Here is a 22,465-nt window from a genome sequence, read left to right on the forward strand (position 1 = left end):
CTACTGTGCAGCCGGCGCAGCCACGTGCTCGCGCCGCTGCACGATCACGAAGCGGTCGGCCACGAAGGCCAGGTTGGTGTAGCTGGCATTGGCGGCCGGGTTGCCACCCGTGGCGTGGTAGTCCGAGAACGAGGCCGACTGGTTCACGAACACGCCCTGCGTGAGGTTGATGGACAGGGCCACGCGCGTGCGCCGGCCCAGGGTGATGGCGGCGTCGATGTAGGCGCGGTCGGTGGAATACACGCCCAGCGTCAGCGCGCCGTGCGCGCGCAGCGTGGCCTCGGCCACCTGCAGGCTGGCGGCGGCCGAATCGGTCGCCACCAGGTAGGACACGGGGCCGAAGCATTCCTCGCCATAGATGGCGCTGTCGGCCTGCTCCAGCGCCACGATCACGGGCGTGTGGATCTGCGCGTTGGCGAACTCGGGGTGGGGAAGGGCGCGGGATGCGAGCACCAGGCGGCCCTTGCCCGCGGCCTGCTGCATGCGCGCCACGGTCTCGGGTGAGCCCACGGCGCCCAGCACCGAGGTGGCCACGCGCGGGTTTGAGGCCAGCTCGGTCACCGCGGCGGCGAGGTCCGCGCCCACCTGCTCGAAGCTCTTGTGCCCTTCGTCGGTGGCAATGCCGTCGCGCGGCACCAGGATGTTCTGCGTGGTGGTGCACATCTGGCCGCTGTACAGCGAAAGCGTGAATGCCAGGTTGCGCATCAGCGCCGCGTACTGGTCGGTGGATTCGATGATCACCGTGTTCACGCCGGCCATCTCGGCATACACGCGCGCCTGGCGGGCGTTGTCGATGAGCCAGCGGCCGAACTGATTGCTGCCCGTGAAGTCGATGCTGGCCACCGCGCTGTGCGTGGCCAGGGCCTGCGTGCTCTCGGGGCGGGGGCTCAGCGCCAGGGTCACGGTGTTCGGGTCCAGCCCCTGCTCGGCCAGCACCTCGCGCAGGATGTTCACCGAGATCGCGGCCGGCAGCACGGCGTTGGGGTGGGGTTTGACGATGACCGGGTTGCCCGTGGCCAGCGCGGCGAACAGGCCGGGGTAGGTGTTCCAGGTGGGGAAGGTGGCGCAGCCCACCACCAGCGCGATGCCGCGGCCCACGATCTCGTAGTGCTTGCGCATCACCAGCGCGGGGTTCTTGCCCTGGGGTTTGTCCCACAGCGCTTCACCGGGCACGTCGGCCATGGCTTTCCAGGCGTAGGCGATGGCTTCGAGCGCGCGGTCCTGCGCGTGCGGGCCGCCGGCCTGGAACGCCATCATCGGGCCCTGGCCGGTCGTCAGCATCACGGCGTGCGCGATCTCGTGGCTGCGGCGGTGGATGCGCATGAGCGCCTCCAGCAGCACGCCCACGCGGCCCTGTGCGCCCAGTGCCTGCCAGGCGGGCTCGGCCGCCTGGGCGGCTTCCACCAGGGCCTGCACATCGCAGTCGGGGTAGCGCACATCCAGCGCCACGCCATAGGGCGAGCGCTCGGTCGCCAGCCGGCCCTGCTCGCCGGGCTGCTGCAGCGCAAAGTCCTTGCCCAAGAGGGCATTCACGGCCGCCTGGCCGTCGGCCTGTCCGGTCTCGCCATAGACCTTGGGCGACGGCGATTCGGGGAAGGGCGTCCAGTGGCCACGGGTGGCCAGGGCGTCGAGGGCTCCCTCCAGGAGGGCACGGTGGGTTGCGAACAGGGTCATCAATTTGTCTCCGCTAGGGTTTGCCCTGATGGGTTTGACTTGCATCAGGATTCGGGAAAGTTTATTCTCTACCGAACGGTCGGTCAATAATGTTTGCGATCAATCAAAACAGGTTTCCCCCACCTCGATAGGCAGGAGCATCCATGTCTGAACCCCTGGTCCTTGTGACGCAGTCGGGCGCCGTGCAAACGCTGGCGCTCAACCGGCCCGCAGCGCTCAACAGCTTCACGGCCGAGTTGCATGCCCAGCTGCTGGCCGCGCTCGAAGCCGCCGCCGCCAACGCCGAGGTGCGCTGCGTGGTACTCACAGGCACGGGCCGGGCCTTCTGCGCGGGCCAGGACCTGGCCGACCCGGCCGTGGCGCCCGACCTCACGCCCGGCGCCGCACCCAAGGACCTGGGCGGCGTGATCGACAAGCTCTACGGCCCCCTGTGCCTGCGCATCCGCAGCATGCCCATCCCGGTGCTGGCCGCCGTCAATGGCGTCGCCGCAGGCGCGGGTGCCAACCTGGCGCTCTCGTGCGACCTGGTGCTGGCCGCGCGCTCGGCCAGCTTCATCCAGGCCTTCACCAAGATCGGCCTGGTGCCCGACACCGGCGGCACCTGGCTGCTGCCGCGCCTGGTGGGCCGCGCCCAGGCCCTGGGCCTGGCGCTGCTGGGCGACAAGCTGCCCGCAGCCGACGCCGATCGCCTGGGCTTGATCTGGCGCTGCGTGGACGACGCCGCCCTGCAGGACGAAGCCCAGGCCCTGGCCCAGCGCCTGGCCGCCATGCCCGTCAAGGCACTCGTCGCCACGCGCACGGCCATGGACGCCGCCGCACAGATGGACTATGGCCAGGCCCTGGCCCAGGAGGCCGCGGTGCAGCGCACGCTGGGTGCATCGGCCGACTACCGCGAGGGAGTCGAAGCCTTCATCGGCAAGCGCCCCCCCGTGTTCAAAGACCGCTGAACCCCGCATCCCAATGGACTCCACCATCGCTTCCATGGACCCCCAGGCCATCGCCGAGCACGTGCGCACCGGCATGCTCGCCAACGACCGCGCCACGCAGGGCCTGGGCATCGCCATCACCGCCATCGCACCAGGGCAGGCCACGCTCGAGATGACCGTGCGCGCCGACATGCTCAACGGCTTCGACATCTGCCACGGCGGCTTCATCACCACGCTGGCCGATTCGGCGTTCGCCTTCTCGTGCAATGCGCGCAACGACATGACCGTGGCCTCCGGCCTGTCCATCGACTTCCTGGCGCCTGCGCGCGAGGGCGACCGCCTCACCGCCGTGGCCACCGAGGTCTCGCTTGCCGGCCGCACCGGCGTGTACGACGTGAACGTGCACAACCAGCGCGGCGAGGCCATCGCCGTGTTCCGCGGTCGCTCGTACTGCATGAAGGGCAAGCACACCGTGCCGCTTGCCGATGACGCCGGCCGCTGACCCCACACACCATTACAGGAGACATCCATGGCCGTGCGCCACCCCGCCCCAGGCGACCTGGAGCCCATCGAAACCGCCAGCCGCGACGAGGTCCAGGCTCTGCAGCTGCAGCGCCTGCGCTGGACGCTGCAGCACGCCTACGACAACGTGCCGCATTACAAGAAGGCCTTCGACGCCAAGGGCGTACATCCGGGAGACCTGAAACAGCTGTCCGATCTCTCGAAGTTCCCCTTCACGGTCAAGAAGGACCTGCGCGACAACTACCCCTTCGGCATGTTCGCCGTGCCGCGCGAAAAGGTGGCGCGCATCCACGCCTCCTCGGGCACCACGGGCAAGCCCACGGTGGTAGGCTACACCCTCAAGGACATCGACACCTGGGCCGACCTGGTGGCGCGCTCCATCCGCGCGGCCGGCGGCCGCGCGGGCGATCTGATCCACGTGGCCTACGGCTACGGCCTGTTCACGGGCGGCCTGGGCGCGCACTACGGTGCCGAGCGCGCGGGTTGCACGGTGATTCCCATGTCCGGCGGCCAGACCGAAAAGCAGGTGCAGCTGATCCGCGACTTCGGGCCCAGCATCATCATGGTGACGCCGTCGTACATGCAGGTCATCAACGAGGAGTTCGTGCGCCAGGGAATGGACCCGCGCGAGAGCTCGCTCCAGGTCGGCATCTTCGGGGCCGAGCCCTGGACCGAGGCCATGCGCCGCGAGATCGAGACCAAGGCCGGCATCGACGCGGTGGACATCTATGGCCTGTCCGAAGTGATGGGCCCGGGCGTGGCCAGCGAGTGCATCGAGAGCAAGGACGGCCCGGTGGTCTGGGAAGACCATTTCTACCCCGAGATCATCGACCCCGAGACGGGCGAGGTCCTGCCTGACGGCGAGGAGGGCGAACTCGTCTTCACCTCGCTGAGCAAGGAGGCGCTGCCCATCATCCGCTACCGCACGCGCGACCTCACGCGCCTGCTGCCGCCCACCTCGCGCGCCTTCCGCCGCATGGGCAAGATCGTGGGCCGCTCGGACGACATGCTCATCATCCGCGGCGTCAACGTGTTCCCCACGCAGATCGAAGAGATCGTGCTGCAGAACCAGAAGCTCTCGGGCCAGTACCAGATCCTGGTGGCGCGCGACGGCAACCTCGACCAGGTGACCGTGCGCTGCGAGCTGCAGCCCGGCGTGGCCGACGGCGAGCGCCACGAACTCACCGGCTGGGTGCAGCACCGCATCAAGACCCTGGTGGGCATCACCTGCCAGGTCGAAGTGCTGGCCACCGACTCCATCGAACGCACGCTGGTGGGCAAGGCCCGCCGCGTGATCGACCAGCGCGCGCGCTGAAGCCGCGCACACCCGCACGAAAGGAAGTAAACCATGTACACCCAGGCCATGGACACCATGGGCAAGGAAGCCGGCGACGGCAAGGCCCTGCGCAGCGCAGAGGAGATGCAGCGCCAGGAGGCCTTCGACGCGCGCATCGACGCGGGCGAATTCATCGAGGCCAAGGATTGGATGCCCGAGCACTACCGCAAGACCCTGCTGCGCCAGATCAGCCAGCACGCGCACTCGGAGATCGTCGGCATGCTGCCCGAGGGCAACTGGATCACGCGCGCGCCCACGCTCAAGCGCAAGGCCATCCTGCTGGCCAAGGTGCAGGATGAGGGCGGCCACGGCCTGTACCTGTACGCCGCGGCCGAGACCCTGGGCACCTCGCGCGACCAGATGCTGGACGCGCTGCACACCGGGCGCGCCAAGTACAGCTCCATCTTCAACTACCCCACGCTGACCTGGGCCGACATGGGCACCATCGGCTGGCTGGTCGATGGCGCGGCCATCATGAACCAGGTGCCGATCTGCCGCTGCTCGTACGCGCCCTACGCGCGCGCCATGGTGCGCATCTGCCGCGAAGAGAGCTTCCACCAGCGCCAGGGCTACGACGCGCTGCTCACCATGATGCAGCAGGGCACCGATGCCCAGCGCGCCATGGTGCAGGACGCGGTCAACCGCTGGTGGTGGCCTTCCATCATGATGTTCGGCCCGCCCGACGACCAGTCGCCCAATTCCGCGCAGTCCATGCGCTGGGGCATCAAGCGCGTCTCCAACGACACGCTGCGCCAGAAGTTCATCGACGCCACGGTCGAGCAGGCCCGCGTGCTCGGCGTGACCCTGCCCGACCCTGATTTGAAGTGGAACGAGGAGCGCCAGGCGCACGACTACGGCGCCATCGACTGGGCCGAGTTCTGGCGCGTGATCGGTGGCGACGGCCCGTGCAACGAAGAGCGCCTGGGCGCCCGCGTCAAGGCCTGGGAAGACGGCGCCTGGGTGCGCGAAGCCGCCCTGGCCCATGCCGCCAAGCACGCCCCGGTGCGCGCCGCCGCCTGATTTCCTTGAGATCCGAGATTTCCCCATGACGACCCCATCCTCTCCCTCCACCCCCGCCGCCGATCCCGCGATGGCCACCGAATGGCCGCTGTGGGAAGTCTTCGTGCGCAGCAAGGCCGGCCTGGACCACAAGCACTGCGGCAGCCTGCACGCGGCCGATCCGCGCATGGCCATCCAGCTGGCGCGCGACGTCTACACCCGCCGCCAGGAAGGCACCAGCGTCTGGGTCGTGCGCTCCGACCAGATCGTGGCGAGCGACCCTGGCGAAAAGTCCATGTACTTCGACCCCGCGCAGGACAAGGTCTACCGCCACCCCACCTTCTACGTGCTGCCCGAGTCCGTGGACCACATGTGAGCGCCGCCGCCATGCAAGCCACCAGCATCTCCATCAGCCAGGACGCAGGCGTGCAGTACCTGCTGCGCATCGGCGACACCTGCCTCATCCTGGCCCAGCGCCTGGGTGAATGGTGCGGCCACGGCCCCGTTCTCGAAGAAGACATCGCCCTGTCCAACATGGCGCTCGACCTCGTGGGCCAGGCGCGCGCCGTGCTCACCCGCGCCGGCCAGCTCGAAGGCCGCGGCCACGACGAGGACCAATTGGCCTTTCTGCGCGATGAGCGCGACTACCGCAATGTGACCCTGGTGGAGCTGCCGCGCGGCGACTTCGCCTTCACCATGGTGCGCAACGCCATGGTGGCCACCCTGCTCAAGCAGCTGTGGGAACGCCTGCTCAGCTCCAGCGACACGGAGCTGGCCGCCATCGCGGGCAAGGCCGTCAAGGAAGCGCGCTACCACCAGCAGCACGCGGCCGACTGGGTCGTGCGCCTGGGTGACGGCACGGCCGAATCGCGGCGCCGCACCGAAGCGGCCTTGAAGGCCCTGTGGCGCTACACGCCCGAGCTGTTCGCCGCCGATGCGGTGGACGAAGCCGCCCACGCCACCGGCCTGGGCCCTCGCTGGGCCGACCTCCAGGACGCCTGGAGCGGCGAGATGGCGCAGATCCTGGCTGCGGCCAGCCTGGCCACGCCCAAGGAGTCGGCCTTCCTCAGTACCGGCAAGCAGGGCGTGCACAGCGAGCACATGGGCTTCATCCTGACCGAGATGCAGTACCTGCAGCGCAGTTTCCCAGGTGGGGTGTGGTGATGATGGCCGAGGCCATGGCTCCCGCTGAAACTGCCGACGCGCGCATCGCCCGCGCGTGGGCGGTGCTCGACGGCGTGCCCGACCCCGAGGTGCCCGCGGTCTCCGTGTGCGACCTGGGCATCGTGCGCGACGTGCGCCTGGCGGGCGATGGCCTGGAGATCGTGCTCACCCCCACCTACTCAGGCTGCCCGGCCACCGAGGCCATCGAGCACGACGTGCTCGCCGCCATCGAGGCCGCCGGCCTGGGCCCGGCCCACGCCACCTTGCAGCGCGCCCCGGCCTGGACCACCGAGTGGATCACCGAGCGCGGCCGTGCCCGCCTGCTGGCCTACGGCATCGCGCCGCCCGGCCCGCTGCCGCCGGGCACCGAGGTGCCGCTGCGCTTCATGCCGCGCGCTGCGGCCGCACCGGCCCTGGCCTGCCCGCGCTGCGGCAGCCTGCAGACCGAGCGGCTCTCGGCCTTCGGCTCCACGGCCTGCAAGGCGCTGTACCGCTGCATGGCCTGCCGCGAGCCGTTCGAACATTTCAAGCCGCTGTGACGGCCGCCCACAACAAGACACCGACATGAGCGTCATCTTCCATCCCCTGCGCGTGCGCGCCATCGAGCCCGATACAGCCGAGGCCGTGATCGTCTCCTTCGACGTGCCGCCCGAGCTGCGCGAGGTCTTCGGCTTCACCCAGGGCCAGTACCTCACCCTGCGCACCGACATCGGCGGCCAGGACCTGCGCCGCTCGTACTCCATCTGCGCCGGCGTGGACGACGCCGAGCTGCGCGTGGGTGTGCGCAAGGTCAACGGCGGTGTGTTCTCCAACTGGATCAATGCGCAGCTGCGGGTGGGCGATACCCTGCAGGTCATGGCGCCGCAGGGCCGCTTCTTCGTGCCCATCAAGCCCCAGGCGCAGCGCCACTACCTGGGCATCGCGGGCGGCAGCGGCATCACGCCCATCCTGTCCATCATGAAGACGGTGCTCGCGCGCGAGCCCGGTAGCCGCTTCACGCTGATCTACGGCAACCGCACGCTGCAGTCCACCATGTTCAAGGAGGAGATCGAAGACCTCAAGAACCGCTACCTCACGCGCCTGGTGCTGCACCACGTGTTCTCGGCCGAGCAGACCGACGCACCGCTGAACATGGGCTTCGTCAACCGCGAGAAGCTGGCCGAATTCCTGGGTGCGCTGATCCCCGCGCAGAAGATCGACGAGGCCTTCATCTGCGGCCCCTTCCAGATGAACGACGAGGCCGAGGCCGCGCTGCTGGCCGGCGGCGTGCCGGCCGAGCGCATCCACGTGGAGCGCTTCGGCGTGGCCTTGCCGGCCGGCGGGCAGGTGGGCGCGGTGGTGCACGAGGCGCTGCCGGGCGACGCCAAGGCCTCCCGCATCGCCATCGTGCGCGATGGCCTGCGGCGCGAGTTCCCGTTCTCGGGCGAGCAGGCCAGCATCCTCGATGCCGCATCGGCCGCCGGGCTGGAGGTGCCGTTCTCGTGCACCTCGGGCGTGTGCGGCACCTGCCGTGCCAAGTGCGTGGAGGGCGAGGTGCGCATGGAGCGCAACTTCGCGCTCGACAAGAACGAGGTGGCTGCCGGCTTCGTGCTCACCTGCCAGTGCCGGCCGCTGTCCGAGCACGTGGTGCTGTCCTTCGACGAGCGCTGATGCAAGCGACCCAGGCATCCACCGCTGTACACGGCATTCTGTTCCGTGGGAAAAGCAGCGCGTGTGTGCCTTCGGCGCGCCGGCATGCGGCAAGATGGCGGCCCTTCACTTCTGCATGCAACAAAGGAATTCCATCCATGGCCCGAGGACGATCCCCCGGCTACGACGACCAGCGCGAGATGATCCTGCGCCATGCCGCCGAACTGTTCGCGCGCCGGGGCTATCCCGCGACGTCGATGAACGAGGTGGCCGAGGCCTGCGGCCTGTCCAAGCCCACGCTCTACCACTACTTTCGCGACAAATACAACCTGCTCGTGCACATTGCCGATGGCCATGTCTCGCGCCTGCAGGCGCTGGTGGAGGAGGTCGAGGGCCAGCAGCTCGCACCCGAGGCCCGGCTGCGCGAGCTGATCCACCGCTTCGTCGAGGAATACGCCGAGGCCCAGCACGCCCACCGGGTGCTGACCGAGGACGTGCGCTTCCTGCAGCCCGAAGACAGCGAACGCATTCTGGGCAAGGAGCGCGCCGTGGTGGCCGTGTTCGCCCAGGCGCTGGCGCAACTGCGCCCCGACACCGATGCGGCCGGCCTGACCAAGGCCCTGACCATGCTGCTGTTCGGCATGATCAACTGGATGTTCACCTGGCTCCGGCCCGACGGGGAACTCGACTACGAGACCATGGCTCCGATCGTTGCGGATCTGTTCTTTGGTGGATTTCCTGCCGTGCAAATGCCCATTGAACTGGCCCAAAGGCCTGCGCGTCCATGACAATGGCGGCGCAGCTTTACCGCATACCCGATACCGGCCGACAAGAGCCGGACCAGCGCTGAATGGTTCCTCAGCGCTGGCACCACCATCCTTTCTTTTCCACAGGAGACAACCGCATGAAGAAATCCCGTTTTGCCCCCCTCGCGCTCGTGGCCGTTGCCGCCGCCATGGCCTGCGGCGCCGCCCTGGCCGACATCACCGTCGGCGTCACGGTCTCGGCCACCGGCCCGGCCGCCTCGCTGGGCATTCCCGAGAAGAACACCGTGGCCCTGATGCCGCGCACCATCGGCGGCCAGAAGGTCAACTACATCGTGCTCGACGACGCCTCGGACACGACCACCGCCGTGAGCAACACGCGCAAGCTCATCAGCGAAAGCAAGGTCGACATCATCCTGGGCTCGAGCACCACGCCCAACTCGCTGGCCATGATCGACGTGGTGGCCGAAGCCCAGACGCCCATGATCTCCATGGCCGCCTCGGCGCGCATCGTCGAGCCCATGGACGCCAAGAAGAAGTGGGTCTTCAAGACCCCGCAGAACGACATCATGATGTCCCTGGCCATCGTGGACCACATGGCCAATGCGGGCGTCAAGAGCGTGGCCTTCATCGGCTTCTCGGACGCGTACGGCGAAGGCTGGTACCAGGAGTTCACCAAGGCCGCCGCCATCAAGAAGATCCAGATCGTCGCCAACGAGCGCTACGCGCGCACCGACACCTCGGTGACCGGCCAGACGCTGAAGATGATCTCGGCCAAGCCCGACGCGGTGCTGATCGCCGGCTCCGGCACGCCGGCCGCGCTGCCGCAGAAGGCGCTCAAGGAGCGCGGTTTCACGGGCAAGGTCTACCAGACCCACGGCGTGGCCAATGCCGACTTCCTGCGCGTCGGCGGCAAGGATGTGGAAGGCACCTTCCTGCCATCCGGCCCCGTGCTTGTGGCCGCGCAGCTGCCCGCCTCGCACCCCGTGAAGAAATCCGCCATGGCCTACGTGACCGCCTACGAGGCCGCCAACGGCAAGGACAGCGTCTCCACCTTCGGCGCCCATGGCTGGGATTCGGGCGTGCTGATGGCCGCCGCCGTGCCCGTGGCCCTGAAGAAGGCCAAGCCCGGCACGGTGGAATTCCGCACGGCCCTGCGCGATGCGCTCGAGCAGATCAAGGAAGTGCCCGGCGCGCACGGCATCTTCAACATGTCCGAGAACGACCACCTGGGCCTGGACCAGCGCGCACGCGTGATGGTCAAGATCGAAAACGGCACCTGGAAGTACCAGCCCTGACCGAGCGCAGCGAGGTCTGATGCCGCAGGTGCGGGGGCGGCGGGCGCATGAAGCGCCCGCTGCCTGCGCAGCCCTGCGGCATGCCTGCCTTCAATAGACAGAAAGCTGAATATGGATTTGCAGATCGCCCTGCTCTTGGGGCAGGACGGCATTGTCAACGGCGCCATCTATGGACTGATGGCGCTGGCGCTGGTGCTGGTTTTTTCCGTGACCCGGGTGATCTTCATCCCCCAGGGCGAGTTCGTGGCCTTCGGGGCGCTGACCATGGCCATGATGCAGGGCGGGCGCATTCCCGGCACGCTGTGGCTGCTGCTGGGCATGGCGGTGGTGGTGCTGGTGGTGGAGGCCGTGCGCTACCAGCGCGGCAGCCCCGTGAACTGGCCCGCCACCGTGGTCTGGTGCCTGGTGCTGCCGCTCATTGCCGCAGGGCTGATCATCGGCCTGCGCCCCACTTCGCTGGGCATGCAGGCGCTCGCCACGCTGATCCTGATCACGCCCATGGGGCCGCTGCTGTACCGCCTGGCCTACCGCCCGCTGGCCGATGCCACGGTGCTGATGCTGCTCATCGTCTCGGTGGCGCTGCATGGCGTGCTCGTGGGCCTGGGCCTGTTGTTCTTCGGTGCCGAGGGGCAGCGCACGCCGCCGTTCTCCGAGGCGCGCTTCGACCTTGGCGGCATCCCCATCTCGGGCCAGTCGCTCGTGGTGCTGGGCGTCACGCTGGCGCTGGTGATGCTGCTGTTTTTGTTCTTCGGCCGCTCCATGGTGGGCAAGGCGCTGCGCGCCACGGCCCTCAACCGCGTAGGTGCGCGCCTCATGGGCATTCCCACCGAACTCTCGGGCGACGTGAGCTTTGCCCTGGCCGCGCTGATCGGCGCGGTCTCGGGCCTCTTGATCGCCCCGCTCACCACCGTGTACTACGACACGGGGTTCCTGATCGGCCTCAAGGGCTTCGTCGCGGCCATCGTCGGCGGCCTGGGCAGCTACCCCATGGCGCTGCTCGGCGCGCTCATCGTGGGCCAGCTGGAGGCCTTCGCATCGTTCTGGGCCAGTGCCTACAAGGAGGTTCTCGTGTTCACCCTGATCGTCCCCGTGCTGTGGTGGCGTTCGCTCAACAGCCGCCATGTGGAGGATGAGGAATGAGCGCGCCCACCAAGACCGAATCGGCTGCCGGCGTGCCCGCCACCGGCGCCTCGCGCGGCATCGCCACGCGCACCCAGCTCACGCTCGCTGCGGTGGCGCTGCTGGCCCTGTGCTGGGGCTGGCTGCCCGACTTCACCGTGGTCACGCTCAGCTACATCGGCCTGTATGCCATCGTCGCGGCCGGCCTGGTCATGCTCACCGGCGTGGGCGGCATGACCTCCTTCGGCCAGGCCGCCTTCGTGGGCGTGGGCGCCTACGCCACGGCCTGGATCTGCACCGCACCGGCCTCGGTTCAGGCGCTCTCGGGCATCGTTGGCATGGCCGGCATGCCCTGGGTGGGCCTGGTGCTTGGCCTTCTGATCACCTTCGCCGTGGCCTGGGGCCTGGGCTCGGTCACGCTCAAGCTCTCGGGCCACTACCTGCCGCTGTGCACCATCGCCTGGGGCCTGTCGCTGTACTACCTGTTCGGCAACATGGAGTTCCTGGGCGGGCAGACCGGCATCACCGGCATCCCACCGCTGGTGGTGGCGGGCTTTTCGCTGGCCTCGCCGCGCGCCATCGGCGTGCTGATCTGGGCCGTGCTGCTGGTGGCCCTGTGGCTGCTGCACAATCTGCTCGATTCGCGCGAGGGCCGCGCCATCCGCGCGCTCAAGGGTGGGCGGGTGATGGCCGAGTCCATGGGCGTGGACACGGCGCACTACCGCATCAAGCTCTTCGTGCTGGCGGCCCTGCTCGCCGCCATTTCGGGTTGGCTGTATGCGCACCTGCAGCGCTTCGTCAGCCCAACGCCCTTCAACCTCAACATCGGCATCGAGTACCTGTTCATGGCCGTGGTCGGCGGTGCCGGCCACCTTTGGGGCGCGGTGCTGGGCGCCACGCTGATCGCCCTGCTCAAGGAGAAGCTGCAGGACGTACTGCCCTCGCTGCTGGGCACCAGCGGCAACTTCGAGGTCATCGTCTTCGGCCTGCTCATGGTCTTCGTGCTGCAGCGCTTTGCCGACGGCCTGTGGCCCACGCTGCAGCGCCTGGGCGAGCGCTGGCTGCGCCGCGAGGCGCCGCGCGCCGTGCGCGAGGCGGCGCCGCTCGTCCAGCGCATGCTGCCGGCGGCAGGCACCGTGCTGCTGCAGGCGCGCAACGTGACCAAGCGCTTCGGCGGCCTGGTCGCCAACAACAACGTCTCCATGGACGTGAAGGCCGGCGAGGTGCATGCCCTGATCGGCCCCAACGGCGCGGGCAAGAGCACCTTCTTCAACATGATCTCGGGCGTGGACGATGCGACCGAGGGCGAGGTGCGCCTGATGGACCAGGCCATGCTGCGCCGCCCCTCGCGCGCCTTTGCCAGGCTGGGCATGGCGCGCACCTTCCAGCATGTGCGCCTCTTGGGCCAGCGCAGCGTGGTCGAGAACGTCGCCCTGGGCGCGCACCAGCGCGCCCACCGCGGCTGGATCGCCTCCATGCTGCGCCTGGACCGCGCCGAAGAAGCCGCCCTGCTGGCCGAAGCCCGCCGCCAGATCGAGCGCTGCGGCCTGGGCGCGCATGCCGACACCCCCGCTGCCTCGCTGGCCCTGGGCCAGCAGCGCATCGTGGAGATCGCGCGCGCCCTGGCCGGCCAGCCGGCCATCCTGCTGCTCGACGAGCCGGCCGCCGGCCTGCGCCACCTGGAGAAGAAGGCCCTGGCCGACCTGCTGCGCCAGCTGCGCGCCGAGGGCCTGGGCATCCTGGTGGTGGAGCACGACATGGAATTCGTGATGAACCTGGCCGACCGCATCACCGTGCTGGAGTTCGGCACCGTGATCGCCGAGGGCACACCCGCACAGGTGCAGAGCAACCAGCGCGTGCTCGACGCCTACCTGGGCGGCGCCGACGACGACCTGCCTGCCGCTGCACCCGAAGGAGCCACCGCATGACCGCCTTGCTGCAACTGCAGGACCTGTCCGTGTCCTACGGCCCCGTGGAGGCCGTGCACCAGGTCCGCCTCGACGTGAACGAGGGGGAGATCGTCACCGTGATCGGCCCCAACGGCGCCGGCAAGACCACGCTGCTGTGCGCGGCCATGGGCCTCTTGCCTGCCACCGGTTCCATCACCCTGGCCGGCGAGCGCATCGCCCGTCCCAGCGTGGAAGCCATGGTGGCGCGCGGTGTGGCCCTGGTGCCCGAAAAGCGCGAACTCTTCGGCGAGATGTCGGTGGAAGACAACCTGCTGCTCGGCGGCTTCTCGCGCTGGCGCAAGGGCCAGCGCGACCAGGCCCAGCGCATGGAAGAGGTCTTCGGCATCTTTCCGCGCCTGCGCGAGCGCCGCGCGCAACTGGCGTCCACGCTCTCGGGCGGCGAGCGCCAGATGCTGGCCATCGGCCGCGCGCTGATGGCGCGTCCGCGCCTGTTGATGCTCGACGAGCCTTCGTTGGGCCTGGCGCCGCTGATCGTGCGCGAGGTGCTGCAGGTCGTCTCCTCGCTGCGCCAGCACGGCGTGTCGGTGCTGCTGGTGGAGCAGAACGCGCGCGCCGCGCTGCGCGTGGCCGACCGGGCCTATGTGCTCGAGATGGGCGCCGTGGCGCTGACCGGGGCCGCGCAGGACCTGCTCAACGACCGCCGCATCATCGACACCTACCTGGGCATGGGAGGGGCTGCGCACGCAGCGGCCGAGGCCCACTGACACACCCGAGGACCGCCGTGTAACGCAGCGGCGATCTCCTCTCCACCCTTCCACAGCCGTCGCAGGCACCGGAAGGGTTTTTGCGTTGTGAAAAAGCATAAAGACGACAGGAGACAAGACATGGATGCAGGCGTTCCACCCCGTTTTTTGCGCAGGGATTTCCTGCGCTGGGGCGCGGCCCTGGGCCTGGCCGGCGGCCCGGCCTTCGCGCAGGACAGCGCAGGCGTGACCGACAGCGAGATCGTGATCGGCCAGTCCTGCCAACTGAGCGGCCCACTGGCTGCGCTCACCACCGAGGTGCGCCAGGGCGCGGCCCTGTACTTCGACCACGTCAACGCCGCGGGCGGTGTGCGCGGGCGCAAGATCCGCGTGGTCGCCATCGACGATGCCTACGACCCCAAGAAGGCCGCCGAGAACACGAAGAAGCTGATCGACGAGGACAAGGTGCTCGCGCTGTTCCAGTACGCCGGCACCCCGCCCGCGCTGGCCGCGCTGCCCATCGCCGAGGAGCGAGGCGTGCCCTTCATCGCGCCCTTCACCGGCTCGGACGGCCTGCGCCAGCCCGGCAGCCGCTACGTGTTCAACATCAAGGCCGGCTACGCGGCAGAGCTTGACGCCACGGTCAAGCAACTGGCCTCGGTAGGCATCTCGCGCATCGCCGCGGTCTACTTGAACAACCCCTTCGGCACGGGCGGCCTGGCCTCGGTCGAGAAGTCCGTGCAGGTCCACAAGGTGAACCTGGTGGCCAAGGCCCCGCTGGAGGTCGATGGCTCGAAGATGGCCGATGCGGTCGCCGCCGTTGCCAAGGAGTCGCCGCAGGCCATCATCGTGATCAGCGCCGGCAAGCCCAGCGTGGATTTCGTCGATGCATACCTCAACGCGGGCCACCGCTCCACCTTCTACATGCTCTCGGTGATCAGCAATGCCCAGCTCGTCAAGGCGCTGGGCGAGCGCGCACGCGGCGTGGTGGTCTCGCAGGTGGTCCCTTCGCCCTGGAACCAGAGCATGCCGATCTCGCGCGAGTTCCAGACCCTGGCCAAGGCCAAGGGCATCACCGAGTACACCTTCAGCCAGATGGAGGGTTTCATCTCCGCCCGCTTCCTGGTCGAGGCGCTGCAGCGCGCGGGCGCCAAGCCCACGCGCGCCGGCCTGGTGCAGGCCATGGAGTCGATGAAGAGCGTCAACCTGGGCGGCTACCCGGTGGAGCTGGGGCCTGGCCAGCACAGCTCGGGCAAGTTTGTCGACCTGCTGATGATGGGCCGCGACGGCCGTTTCACGAAGTAGGCTTCTCAGGAGTTCAGCAGCGCGCCGCCCTCGGAGGATTCCAGCAGCCGCGTGAGCAGCGGGTGCATGACCTTGCGCGCGTTGTAGATCAGGTGGAACTGCTCCTGCACGTCGGGTGTGGTGCCCACGTGCACCAGGCCGTGCGTGCGCGCAAGGTGCCCGCCCACCGACTCCGGCGCCGGCATCACGCCCATGCCCGTGGCGGCAAAGGTGCTGAGCAGGGCACTGTCCTCGAACTCGCCCGCGATGCGCGGGCGGATGCGCTCGCGCTCCAGCCAGTGGTCGATGCGCGCGCGCATGGCCGCATGCTCGGTGGGCAGCAGCACGGGCACCACGGCCAGGCTCTGTGGAAACTGCTGCGCCGCGGCCTCGGCCCACACGGGCGGGGCGTACCAGGCCACGGCACTCGTGCCCAGCAGCTGGCTGGTGGTCTTGAGGGCCGGGTTGGGTGGCGCGGCGCGGTCGGCCAGCACCGCATCGAGCTTGTGCAGCGCGAGCTCGCCCAGCAGCGGCTGGAACTCCCCTTCATGGCACAGCAGGCGCAGGTGCGGCTCGTCGAGCACGGGCGTGAGCAGCCGGTGCATGGCCAGCTTGGCGATGCCGTCCGAGATGCCCAGGTTCAGCCGCAGCGTCTTGCCGCTGGCGGCCTCGCGCACGCGGTGGGTCAGTTGCTCACCCAGGGCAAAGATCTGGTCGGCCTCGTGCAATGCCGCCACGCCGGCCTCGGTGAGCACCAGGCTGCGCCCCTCGGTGCGCAGCAGGCTGGTGCCCAGTGCCTGCTCGAGCAGGCGCACCTGCGCGCTGATGGTCTGCACGGCCATGTCCAGCCGCTCGGCGGCGCGCGCGATGCCGCCCTCCTTGGCGACCACCCAGAAGTAGTAGAGGTGGCGGTAGTTGAAGCTCTGGCTCATGGTCTGGGTTGTCCCAACGGTGAGAAGGGGTATCCGTAAAAAGGTGTTTGGTTCGTAAAAACCAGATGAATGGTATCGAAAAGGCAGGTTTTAAAGATGAAAGGACATCCCTACAGTGCGGGCTTGCCTTGAATTTCTCAGGAGTCCCCTCATGCACCCCACCGCTGTCCGCATTGCCCCCGCCACCCCGATCCCGGGCCTGCCACCCCTGCCGCGTTCGCGGCGCTGACGCCGCTGCGCGAAGAAGGAGAACAACATCATGGAAACCATTGGAACCTGGTGGATGTGGGCGGGCTTTGCCGTCTTCGTGGTCGTTGCCATCGGCATCGACCTCTTGGTCATGGAGCGCCAGGGCGCGCACAAGGTCACGACCAAAGAGGCCCTGAAGTGGAGCGCCCTGTGGTTCAGCCTGGCCTTTGTGTTCGTGGCCGGCCTGTGGTGGTACCTGGACGGCAGCCAGGGCCGCGAGGTGGCCAACACCGTGTCGATGCAGTTCATCACCGGCTACCTGGTGGAGAAAAGCCTGTCCATCGACAACATCTTCGTGTTCCTGATGCTGTTCAGCTACTTCGCGGTACCGGCCCAGCACCAGAAGCGCGCGCTCATCATCGGCATCATCGGTGCCATCGTGCTGCGCACCCTGCTGATCCTGGCAGGCGCCTGGCTGCTGGCCTCGTTCCACTGGCTGCTCTACGTGTTCGGCGCCTTCCTGGTGTTCACCGGTGCCAAGATGTGGTTCGCTGCCGGCCAGGAGCCCGACATCGCGACCAACCCGGTGCTGCGCTTTTTGCGCAAGCGCATCCGCATCGCCGACGTGTTCGACGGCGAGAAGCTGACCACCACCATCAACGGCGTCAAGCACTACACGCCGCTGTTCGTGGTGCTCATCCTGATCGGCACCACCGACATCATCTTCGCGGTGGACAGCATCCCGGCCATCTTCGCGATCACCAGCGACCCGTTCATCGTGCTCACGGCCAATATCTTCGCCATCCTGGGCCTGCGTGCGCTGTACTTCCTGCTGGCCGACCTGGCCGACCGCTTCCACCTGCTGGCCTATGGCCTGGCCCTGGTGCTGGTGTTCATCGGCAGCAAGATGCTGCTCATCGACCTGGTCAAGATCCCGATCGGCTATGCCCTTCTGGTCACTGCGGGCCTGATCGCAGGCTCCATCATCCTGTCCCTGCGCAGCTCGGCGGGCAAGGCACATGGGCAGGAAGCCACGCCCCTGCCCCCCAAGCCCTGATGAAAGGACATTTCCATGGAACTGGGATTGATCGAGTCGGTGATGCTCACCATGCTCGTGGCCCTGGGCGGCACGGCCCTGCTGGCCTGGTGCCTGGGCAACGAGCGGCGCGACGTGGGCCTGCTCACGGCCCTGGCCACGCTGTGGGGCGTGGCCACCGCAGCTGCCTTCACCTGGTAAGCGGCGGGTGCAGATGCTGAACACCCTGCGCCGCAAGCTGCGCCACCTGGAGCCCAGCGTGCGCGACCTGCTGGGCCGCACGGCGCTGGCCGGCGCCGTGCCCTGGATGGAGCGGCATGCGCTGTTCCGCTTCCAGCGCGAACCGCTGGCACGCGGCGTGGCGGCGGGCCTGTTCTGCGGGCTGATTCCCGGCCCGCTGCAACTGGTGGGGGCGGTCGGCGCCTGCGCCTGGCTGCGCGGCAATGTGGTGGCCGGTGCGGTCACCACCTTCTACACCAACCCCCTGACCACCGTGCCGCTCTACGTGCTGGCCTTCCAGGTGGGCTCGGCGGTGCTGCCGGGCGAGCAATCGCTGCCGCCCTTCAATGCCGATGGCCCGTCCGGCGCCTTCAGCGTGCAGGCCCTGGCCGAGTGGATGCAGGCGCTGGGTACGCCGCTGTTGGTCGGGCTGCCCGTGCTCGGCCTGGTGCTCGCGGCGCTGGGCTATGCGGCGGTGCAGGCCCTGTGGCTGGCCCCCGTGCTGCAGCGTGGACGTCGCCTGCAGCGTGCGCGGGCCCAGCGCACGCCGTAAGCAGGTGGATCAGTCGAGCTTGACGCCCACTTTGGTGATCACGCGGCCCCATTTTTCGCGCTCGGCCTTCGCATAGCTGCCCATCTGCGCCGGGGTGCCGGGCAAGGGCTCCACGCCCAGGGCTTGCAGACGCGCGCGGGTGCGCGTGTCGGCCAGGGCCGTCTGCAGTGCCTTGCTGAACTGGGTCACGGTCTCGGTCGAGGTGCCCGTGGGGGCGACCAGCCCCTGCCAGGCATAGCCCTCGAATCCCTGCAAGCCCTGCTCCTGAAGGGTGGGCACATCGGGCATGGTCGCCACGCGCTGCGGGCTGGCCACGCCGATGGCGCGCACCTTGTTCGTGGCCAGGAAGGGGTAGACCGTGGCGCTGTCGATCCACATCGCCGGCACTTGGCCGCCGATCACGTCCTGGATGGCCGGCGCCGCGCCACGGTAGGGCACATGGGTGAGCTTGAGGCCGCTCTGCTCGCGGAACAGCTCGCCCACCAGGTGGTGCGGGCTGCCCGGGCCGGCCGATGCCCAGTTCACGCCATTCGCCTGGCCCTTGGCCCAGGCCGTGAACTCCTTGAGGTTTTTGGCGGGCACGTTGTTGGAGACCACCAGGAACATCGGAAAGCGCACCAGCAGGCCCACGGGCTGGAAGTCCTTCTCGGCGTTGTAGCTCAGTTTGCTGAACAGAAAGGGGTTGGCCGCCAGCGTGGCGAAGTCGGCCGAGAAGACCAGGTTGCCGAAGTCCTTGTGGCGCGCTGCATAGTCGGCCGCGATGTTGGTGCCCGCGCCGGGCTTGTTGTTGATGATGACCGGGCGGCCCAGGCTCGCGCCCATGGATTCGGCGATGGTGCGCGCCACGATGTCCGAGCCGCCACCCGCCGCATAGCCGACCACCCATTCGAGCGGTTTGGCGTCCTGGGCGTGGGCGTTCAGGGCAAAGGGCGTGAGGGCCAGGCCCGCAAGGGTGGCGAGGAAGTGTTTGCGCAGCATGGGATTTGTCTCCGGTTTTGAGGGTGTCGAGGTTGCAAAGAGGCACAGCGGCGCCGCAGGTCCCGTCTTTGCGGGACTTGCACGGCGGATGGTTCAAGAATGGTGCTGGGGTGTCAGGCCGCGGCGTGCACCGGGGCGACCGGCGTCACGGGCGCGGGGCCCGCGTTGCCGGCGGGGGCCTGGCTGCCGCGTGCAAACTGCAGTGCCTGCAGCAGCGTGGCCTGGTCGCCGATGTGGTTGGCCAGCAGCAGGATGAGGCGGGCGTTCATCGCATGGCTCTCGGGCGGGGTCAGGCCGTTGTGGCTGGCGATCAAGGCCTCGTAGAAATCGTCGCAGGCCTGCAGGTGGGGCTGGGTGTCGAGCATGCTCAGGGCTCCTTCGTCAAGCGGTTGCGAGGTTGGCGGTGGCGACTACGGGCTGGCGGCCGGCGGTTGCTTTCGCCAGCGCAGCGCGCACGGCGGCTTCATCCAGGCTGCGCCAGCGCGCGCACACATGCTGGTCGGGCCGCACCAGGTAGGCCGTGCCGGGCTGGGCATCCAGGCGCCGGGCCAGCAGGCCCTCCGTGTCCTGCACATCGGTGCCCACCTGCAGCAGGGTGACCTGGGGCAGGGCGCTGGCCCAGGCCGGTGCCTTGCCGAATACGAGCAGCGTGAAGTCCGGCCCCAGCGTGCGCAGCAGCCAGGCGCTCTGGCCACGGTGCTGCACCGGTGCATCGAGCAGCACGGCGCCGGGCACCTGGGTGCCGGCAAAGGCATCGGCGTCGGGTGTGTTGAGCGCCGAGCCATGCAGCGTGGCCGGTACCGACAGGCGCCCGCTGTTGACGATGCGGCGCGCGAACGGGTGCTCGCGCGCCAGCTGCAGCGCCGCATCGCGGAACAGGCGGCTGATCTCGCTCTTGGGCGTGATGAAGTCGGTGGCGCGGGTTGAGTTGGCGATGTTCTCGTCGGCCGCGTATTCGCGCTCGGGGCCATAGGTGGCCAGCAGCTCCTGCCCGGCGCGGCCGCGCAGCACCCAGTCGAGCTTCCAGGCCAGGTTCTCGGCGTCCTGCACGCCGCTGTTGGCGCCGCGCGCGCCGAAGGGCGAGACGCCATGCGCGCTGTCGCCGGCGAAGACCACGCGGCCGTGCACGAAGCGGTCCATGCGCAGGCAGGCAAAGGTGTAGACGCTGGCCCATTCGAGCTCGAACTGCGCATCCGGCCCCAGCAGCGCGCGCACGCGCGGCAGGATGTTCTCGGGCTTCTTCTCTTCCTCGGGGTCGGCGTTCCAGCCCAGCTGGAAGTCGATGCGCCAGACGTTGTCGGGCTGGCGGTGCAGCAGCACGCTCTGGTTGGGGTGGAAGGGCGGGTCGAACCAGAACCAGCGCTCGGTCGGAAAGTCCGTGCTGCCCGCCATCTTCACGTCGGCGATCAGAAAGCGGTCCTGGAAGATGCGGCCCTTGCTCTCCAGCCCCATCATCTGGCGCAGGGGCGAGCGCGAGCCGTCGCAGGCGGCGACCCACTGCGCGTCGATCCGGTACTCGCCCTCAGGGGTCTCGATGGTCAGCAATGCGCCATCGTCACGGGGCGCAATGCCCGCCACCTTGTTGCGCCAGCGCAGCTCGATGTTCGGCAACTGCAGCGCCCGCTCCACCAGGTAGGCCTCGGCGTAGTACTGCTGCAGGTTGATGAAGGCCGGGCGCTCGTGGCCCTCTTCGGGCAGCAGGTTGAACTCGTACAGCGGGGCGTCGTGGAAGAACACCTTGCCCACGTTCCATGACACGCCTTTGTCCACCATGCGCTGGCCCACGCCCAGGCGGTCCCAGATCTCCAGGGTGCGCTTGGCAAAGCAGATGGCGCGCGAGCCGGTGGACAGCTTGCAGTCGTTGTCCAGCACCACCACGCGCTGGCCGCGCTGGGCCAGGTCGATGGCCAGCGACAGGCCCACGGGGCCCGCGCCCACCACCACGACGGGGTGCTGCACAGGGTGGGCCGCATCCTGGTCAGGAGAGCGCTGGTAGGCAAACTCGATGGCCTGCACCTGGGCGCCGGTACCGTCGAAGGCGGGTGGTGCTGTCGTCGTGGCGGCTGTCATTCTTGTCTCCTCCGCTCCGGTCTCAGCCTTCCAGGGCTTTCCACATCTGCACATCGCGCTCGGCCGTCCAGATGCGCGGGTCCGGGTACTGCGTGGCCTCGTCGTACGCACGCGTCACGTCGAACGGCATGCAGTGGTTGAAGATCACCCAGTTGCCGTACTTGGGCTGCAATTTGGCGAAGGTTGCCTCGTAGACCTTGCGCAGGTCCTCGCCCTTGGCGGCGCTTTCCTTCACGCTCTCGTACAGGTCGCTGATGAAGGCGCGCGTGCCGGCCAGGCCGGCCTGCACCTGTTCGGGCGTCTGCAGCGCCGCGCCGCGTCCGGGCACCAGCTTCTCGGGCTTCAAGGCCGCCAGGTTGTCCAGGGTCTGCGGCCAATCCTTGAAGTAGGCATCGCCCGCATACGGCGTGGCATCGAATTCCACCAGGTCGCCGCTGAACAGGATCTTCTCCTGTGGCAGCCAGGCCACGGTGTCGCCCTTGGTGTGGCCGCGGCCCAGCTGCAGGATCTGCACTTCGAGCTTGCCCAGCCACAGCGTCATCTTCCTGTTGAAGGTCATGGTCGGCCAGGTCAGGCCCTCGGGCACGCTCTCCACATTCTGGAACAGGCGTGGAAAGCGGCCGATCTCGCTGTCCTTGTCGAACTGGCCGCGCTCGACGATCAGGTCGCGCGTGTCCTCGCTGGAGATGATGTGCTCGGCCCCGTAGGCGCTGGCGCCCAGCACGCGCACCGCGTGGTAGTGCGAGAGCAGCACGTACTTGATCGGCTTGTCCGTCACCTCGCGGATGCGGCGGATCACGTCCTGCGCCATGACCGGGGTGGCCTGGGTGTCGATGACCATCACGGCGTCGTCGCCAATGATGATGCCGGTGTTGGGATCGCCCTCGGCCGTGTAGGCGTAGGCATGGTCGGAGAGCTTGTCGAAGCTCACCTTCTTGACTTCCAGGTCGGCGGCGGAGGCGAAGGTCTTGGTGGTCATGGGCGGTTACCGGTTGATTTGGTTTAGTGAAATGAATTCATCTAAACGGAATGCTTTGATCATAGGCAATAAATTCGTCAATGTCTAATTCATTTGGTTAAGTGGAAACCCCAGGGCGGCCATGATGGCTGCTGGCTCGGT

Annotated in this window: 23 protein-coding genes; 17 read left to right on the plus strand and 6 right to left on the minus strand. The window is 68.4% G+C overall.

All coding sequences use genetic code 11. The annotated features are described in order from the left end of the window. Window positions 1-1,674, minus strand: a complete 1,674-nt coding sequence (paaN, locus tag AC07X5_RS16860; RefSeq protein WP_494771094.1) for a phenylacetic acid degradation protein PaaN — start codon at window positions 1,672-1,674, stop codon at window positions 1-3. Window positions 1,675-1,817: 143 nt separating this feature from the next. Between paaN and AC07X5_RS16865 the strand changes: the two genes are divergently transcribed. The 14 genes from AC07X5_RS16865 (at window position 1,818) to AC07X5_RS16930 (ending at window position 15,389) form a co-directional block, all read left to right on the plus strand. After that, window positions 1,818-2,621, plus strand: coding sequence for an enoyl-CoA hydratase-related protein (locus AC07X5_RS16865; protein WP_494771095.1), 804 nt, complete (start codon window positions 1,818-1,820; stop codon window positions 2,619-2,621). A 13-nt stretch (window positions 2,622-2,634) separates the two neighbouring features. Continuing rightward, a complete protein-coding gene (gene paaI, locus AC07X5_RS16870; protein ID WP_409957313.1) occupies window positions 2,635-3,102 on the plus strand; it encodes a hydroxyphenylacetyl-CoA thioesterase PaaI in 468 nt (155 codons plus the stop codon). 27 nt (window positions 3,103-3,129) lie between these two features. After that, window positions 3,130-4,437, plus strand: a complete 1,308-nt coding sequence (gene paaK, locus AC07X5_RS16875; protein ID WP_494771096.1) for a phenylacetate--CoA ligase PaaK — start codon at window positions 3,130-3,132, stop codon at window positions 4,435-4,437. Between the two features lie 33 nt (window positions 4,438-4,470). Then, window positions 4,471-5,478, plus strand: coding sequence for a 1,2-phenylacetyl-CoA epoxidase subunit PaaA (gene paaA, locus AC07X5_RS16880; protein ID WP_494771097.1), 1,008 nt, complete (start codon window positions 4,471-4,473; stop codon window positions 5,476-5,478). Window positions 5,479-5,503: 25 nt separating this feature from the next. Continuing rightward, window positions 5,504-5,833, plus strand: a complete 330-nt coding sequence (gene paaB / locus AC07X5_RS16885; protein ID WP_186457925.1) for a 1,2-phenylacetyl-CoA epoxidase subunit PaaB — start codon at window positions 5,504-5,506, stop codon at window positions 5,831-5,833. An 11-nt stretch (window positions 5,834-5,844) separates the two neighbouring features. Continuing rightward, entirely contained in the window at window positions 5,845-6,621 is a 777-nt protein-coding gene (paaC, locus tag AC07X5_RS16890) for a 1,2-phenylacetyl-CoA epoxidase subunit PaaC (protein ID WP_494771098.1), read from the plus strand. 14 nt (window positions 6,622-6,635) lie between these two features. Next, window positions 6,636-7,160, plus strand: coding sequence for a 1,2-phenylacetyl-CoA epoxidase subunit PaaD (gene paaD, locus AC07X5_RS16895; protein WP_409957305.1), 525 nt, complete (start codon window positions 6,636-6,638; stop codon window positions 7,158-7,160). A 25-nt stretch (window positions 7,161-7,185) separates the two neighbouring features. After that, on the plus strand, window positions 7,186-8,271 hold the full coding sequence (paaE, locus tag AC07X5_RS16900; RefSeq protein ID WP_494771099.1) for a 1,2-phenylacetyl-CoA epoxidase subunit PaaE: 1,086 nt from the start codon (window positions 7,186-7,188) through the stop codon (window positions 8,269-8,271). A gap of 137 nt (window positions 8,272-8,408) precedes the next feature. Next, window positions 8,409-9,038, plus strand: a complete 630-nt coding sequence (locus tag AC07X5_RS16905) for a TetR/AcrR family transcriptional regulator (RefSeq protein WP_409957301.1) — start codon at window positions 8,409-8,411, stop codon at window positions 9,036-9,038. 116 nt (window positions 9,039-9,154) lie between these two features. Continuing rightward, window positions 9,155-10,312 carry an ABC transporter substrate-binding protein gene (locus tag AC07X5_RS16910; protein ID WP_409957300.1) on the plus strand — a complete coding sequence of 386 codons (1,158 nt, stop codon included), beginning with the start codon at window positions 9,155-9,157 and terminating at the stop codon, window positions 10,310-10,312. Between the two features lie 111 nt (window positions 10,313-10,423). Beyond that, window positions 10,424-11,452: a branched-chain amino acid ABC transporter permease gene (locus tag AC07X5_RS16915; RefSeq protein ID WP_494771100.1), complete on the plus strand. Its 1,029-nt coding sequence runs from the start codon at window positions 10,424-10,426 to the stop codon at window positions 11,450-11,452. After that, window positions 11,449-13,359, plus strand: a complete 1,911-nt coding sequence (locus AC07X5_RS16920) for a branched-chain amino acid ABC transporter ATP-binding protein/permease (protein ID WP_494771101.1) — start codon at window positions 11,449-11,451, stop codon at window positions 13,357-13,359. The genes AC07X5_RS16915 and AC07X5_RS16920 overlap by 4 nt, the downstream gene beginning before the upstream one ends. After that, window positions 13,356-14,105, plus strand: a complete 750-nt coding sequence (locus AC07X5_RS16925) for an ABC transporter ATP-binding protein (RefSeq protein ID WP_494771102.1) — start codon at window positions 13,356-13,358, stop codon at window positions 14,103-14,105. Before AC07X5_RS16920 ends, AC07X5_RS16925 begins: the two co-directional genes overlap by 4 nt. A gap of 120 nt (window positions 14,106-14,225) precedes the next feature. Then, a complete protein-coding gene (locus tag AC07X5_RS16930) occupies window positions 14,226-15,389 on the plus strand; it encodes an ABC transporter substrate-binding protein (RefSeq protein WP_409957293.1) in 1,164 nt (387 codons plus the stop codon). A gap of 5 nt (window positions 15,390-15,394) precedes the next feature. Here AC07X5_RS16930 and AC07X5_RS16935 read toward each other — a convergent pair whose 3' ends face one another. Then, window positions 15,395-16,300: a LysR family transcriptional regulator gene (locus AC07X5_RS16935; protein WP_494771103.1), complete on the minus strand. Its 906-nt coding sequence runs from the start codon at window positions 16,298-16,300 to the stop codon at window positions 15,395-15,397. A 259-nt stretch (window positions 16,301-16,559) separates the two neighbouring features. Between AC07X5_RS16935 and AC07X5_RS16940 the strand changes: the two genes are divergently transcribed. From AC07X5_RS16940 to AC07X5_RS16950, 3 genes are read left to right on the plus strand one after another with little or no spacing between them, the layout of a single operon-like run. Then, window positions 16,560-17,546, plus strand: coding sequence for a TerC family protein (locus AC07X5_RS16940; protein ID WP_409957289.1), 987 nt, complete (start codon window positions 16,560-16,562; stop codon window positions 17,544-17,546). A gap of 15 nt (window positions 17,547-17,561) precedes the next feature. Continuing rightward, complete coding sequence (locus AC07X5_RS16945; RefSeq protein ID WP_409957287.1) at window positions 17,562-17,726, plus strand: hypothetical protein; 165 nt, start codon at window positions 17,562-17,564, stop codon at window positions 17,724-17,726. A 13-nt stretch (window positions 17,727-17,739) separates the two neighbouring features. After that, window positions 17,740-18,297, plus strand: a complete 558-nt coding sequence (locus AC07X5_RS16950; protein WP_494771104.1) for a DUF2062 domain-containing protein — start codon at window positions 17,740-17,742, stop codon at window positions 18,295-18,297. A gap of 9 nt (window positions 18,298-18,306) precedes the next feature. Here AC07X5_RS16950 and AC07X5_RS16955 read toward each other — a convergent pair whose 3' ends face one another. The 4 genes from AC07X5_RS16955 to AC07X5_RS16970 form a co-directional block, all read right to left on the minus strand. Continuing rightward, complete coding sequence (locus tag AC07X5_RS16955; protein WP_494771105.1) at window positions 18,307-19,275, minus strand: Bug family tripartite tricarboxylate transporter substrate binding protein; 969 nt, start codon at window positions 19,273-19,275, stop codon at window positions 18,307-18,309. Window positions 19,276-19,388: 113 nt separating this feature from the next. Further along, window positions 19,389-19,640, minus strand: coding sequence for a DUF2783 domain-containing protein (locus AC07X5_RS16960; RefSeq protein WP_494771106.1), 252 nt, complete (start codon window positions 19,638-19,640; stop codon window positions 19,389-19,391). A gap of 16 nt (window positions 19,641-19,656) precedes the next feature. After that, complete coding sequence (locus AC07X5_RS16965; RefSeq protein ID WP_494771107.1) at window positions 19,657-21,345, minus strand: FAD-dependent oxidoreductase; 1,689 nt, start codon at window positions 21,343-21,345, stop codon at window positions 19,657-19,659. Between the two features lie 22 nt (window positions 21,346-21,367). Further along, window positions 21,368-22,324, minus strand: coding sequence for an MBL fold metallo-hydrolase (locus AC07X5_RS16970; protein WP_494771108.1), 957 nt, complete (start codon window positions 22,322-22,324; stop codon window positions 21,368-21,370). Window positions 22,325-22,465 lie beyond the last annotated feature (141 nt).

This window comes from Acidovorax sp. GW458-11-26-14-TSB4, assembly GCF_059423865.1.